Origin of the sequence: Gordonia sp. i37 (assembly GCF_002043085.1) — a bacterium.
Taxonomy (GTDB): Bacteria; Actinomycetota; Actinomycetes; order Mycobacteriales; family Mycobacteriaceae; genus Gordonia; species Gordonia polyisoprenivorans.
Genome location: NZ_MVPX01000653.1, coordinates 1 through 608, shown reverse-complemented (window position 1 = coordinate 608; position 608 = coordinate 1). Strand labels below are relative to the sequence as shown.

Genomic DNA, 608 nt, shown 5'->3' with positions numbered 1-608 from the left:
GGGGTCGATCCGATCTGCCGGGTACTCACCGAGTACGGAATGCAGATCGCCCCGTCCACCTACTACGCTCGCAAGAAGCGTGGTGTCGTCTCGGCGGCCGCGCTGGCCGAGGCGTACGCCGCACACGAGGTGTTCCGGCAGTTCACCAAGAACCGCAGTGTCTACGGGGTCCGCAAGATGCATCACCAGATGTGGCGAGCAGGACACCCGATGGGTCGCGATCAGGTGGGCCGGCTGATGGGGATCTGCGGGATCTCCGGAGCGGTCCGGGGTTCTCACCGCACCGTCACCACCCATCGCGATGACAAAGCGCCACGATTCCCGGATCATGTTGACCGGCAATGGGATACACCAGATCGACCGGATCAGTGGTGGGTGGCCGACTTCACCTATGTGTGGACGTTGGCCGGGTTCGTGTACGTGTCGTTTCTCGTCGATGTGTTCTCCCGACGCATCCTCGGTTGGCGGGTCATGACCAGCAAACACACGCCGTTGGTGACCAGTGTGGTCGAGCAAGCGTTGTTCACCCGACGTAGATCTGTATTCGACTTCACTGCAACAGGTTTGGTGCACCACAGCGACGCCGGGAGTCAATATACGTCGTTGGC

Annotated in this window: 1 protein-coding gene; it reads left to right on the top strand. The window is 61.3% G+C overall.

The genetic code is table 11. The features are described 5' to 3' along the window. Window positions 1-608, top strand: a 608-nt coding sequence (locus B1964_RS29380) for a DDE-type integrase/transposase/recombinase (RefSeq protein WP_139765966.1), incomplete at both ends; no start/stop codon positions are given.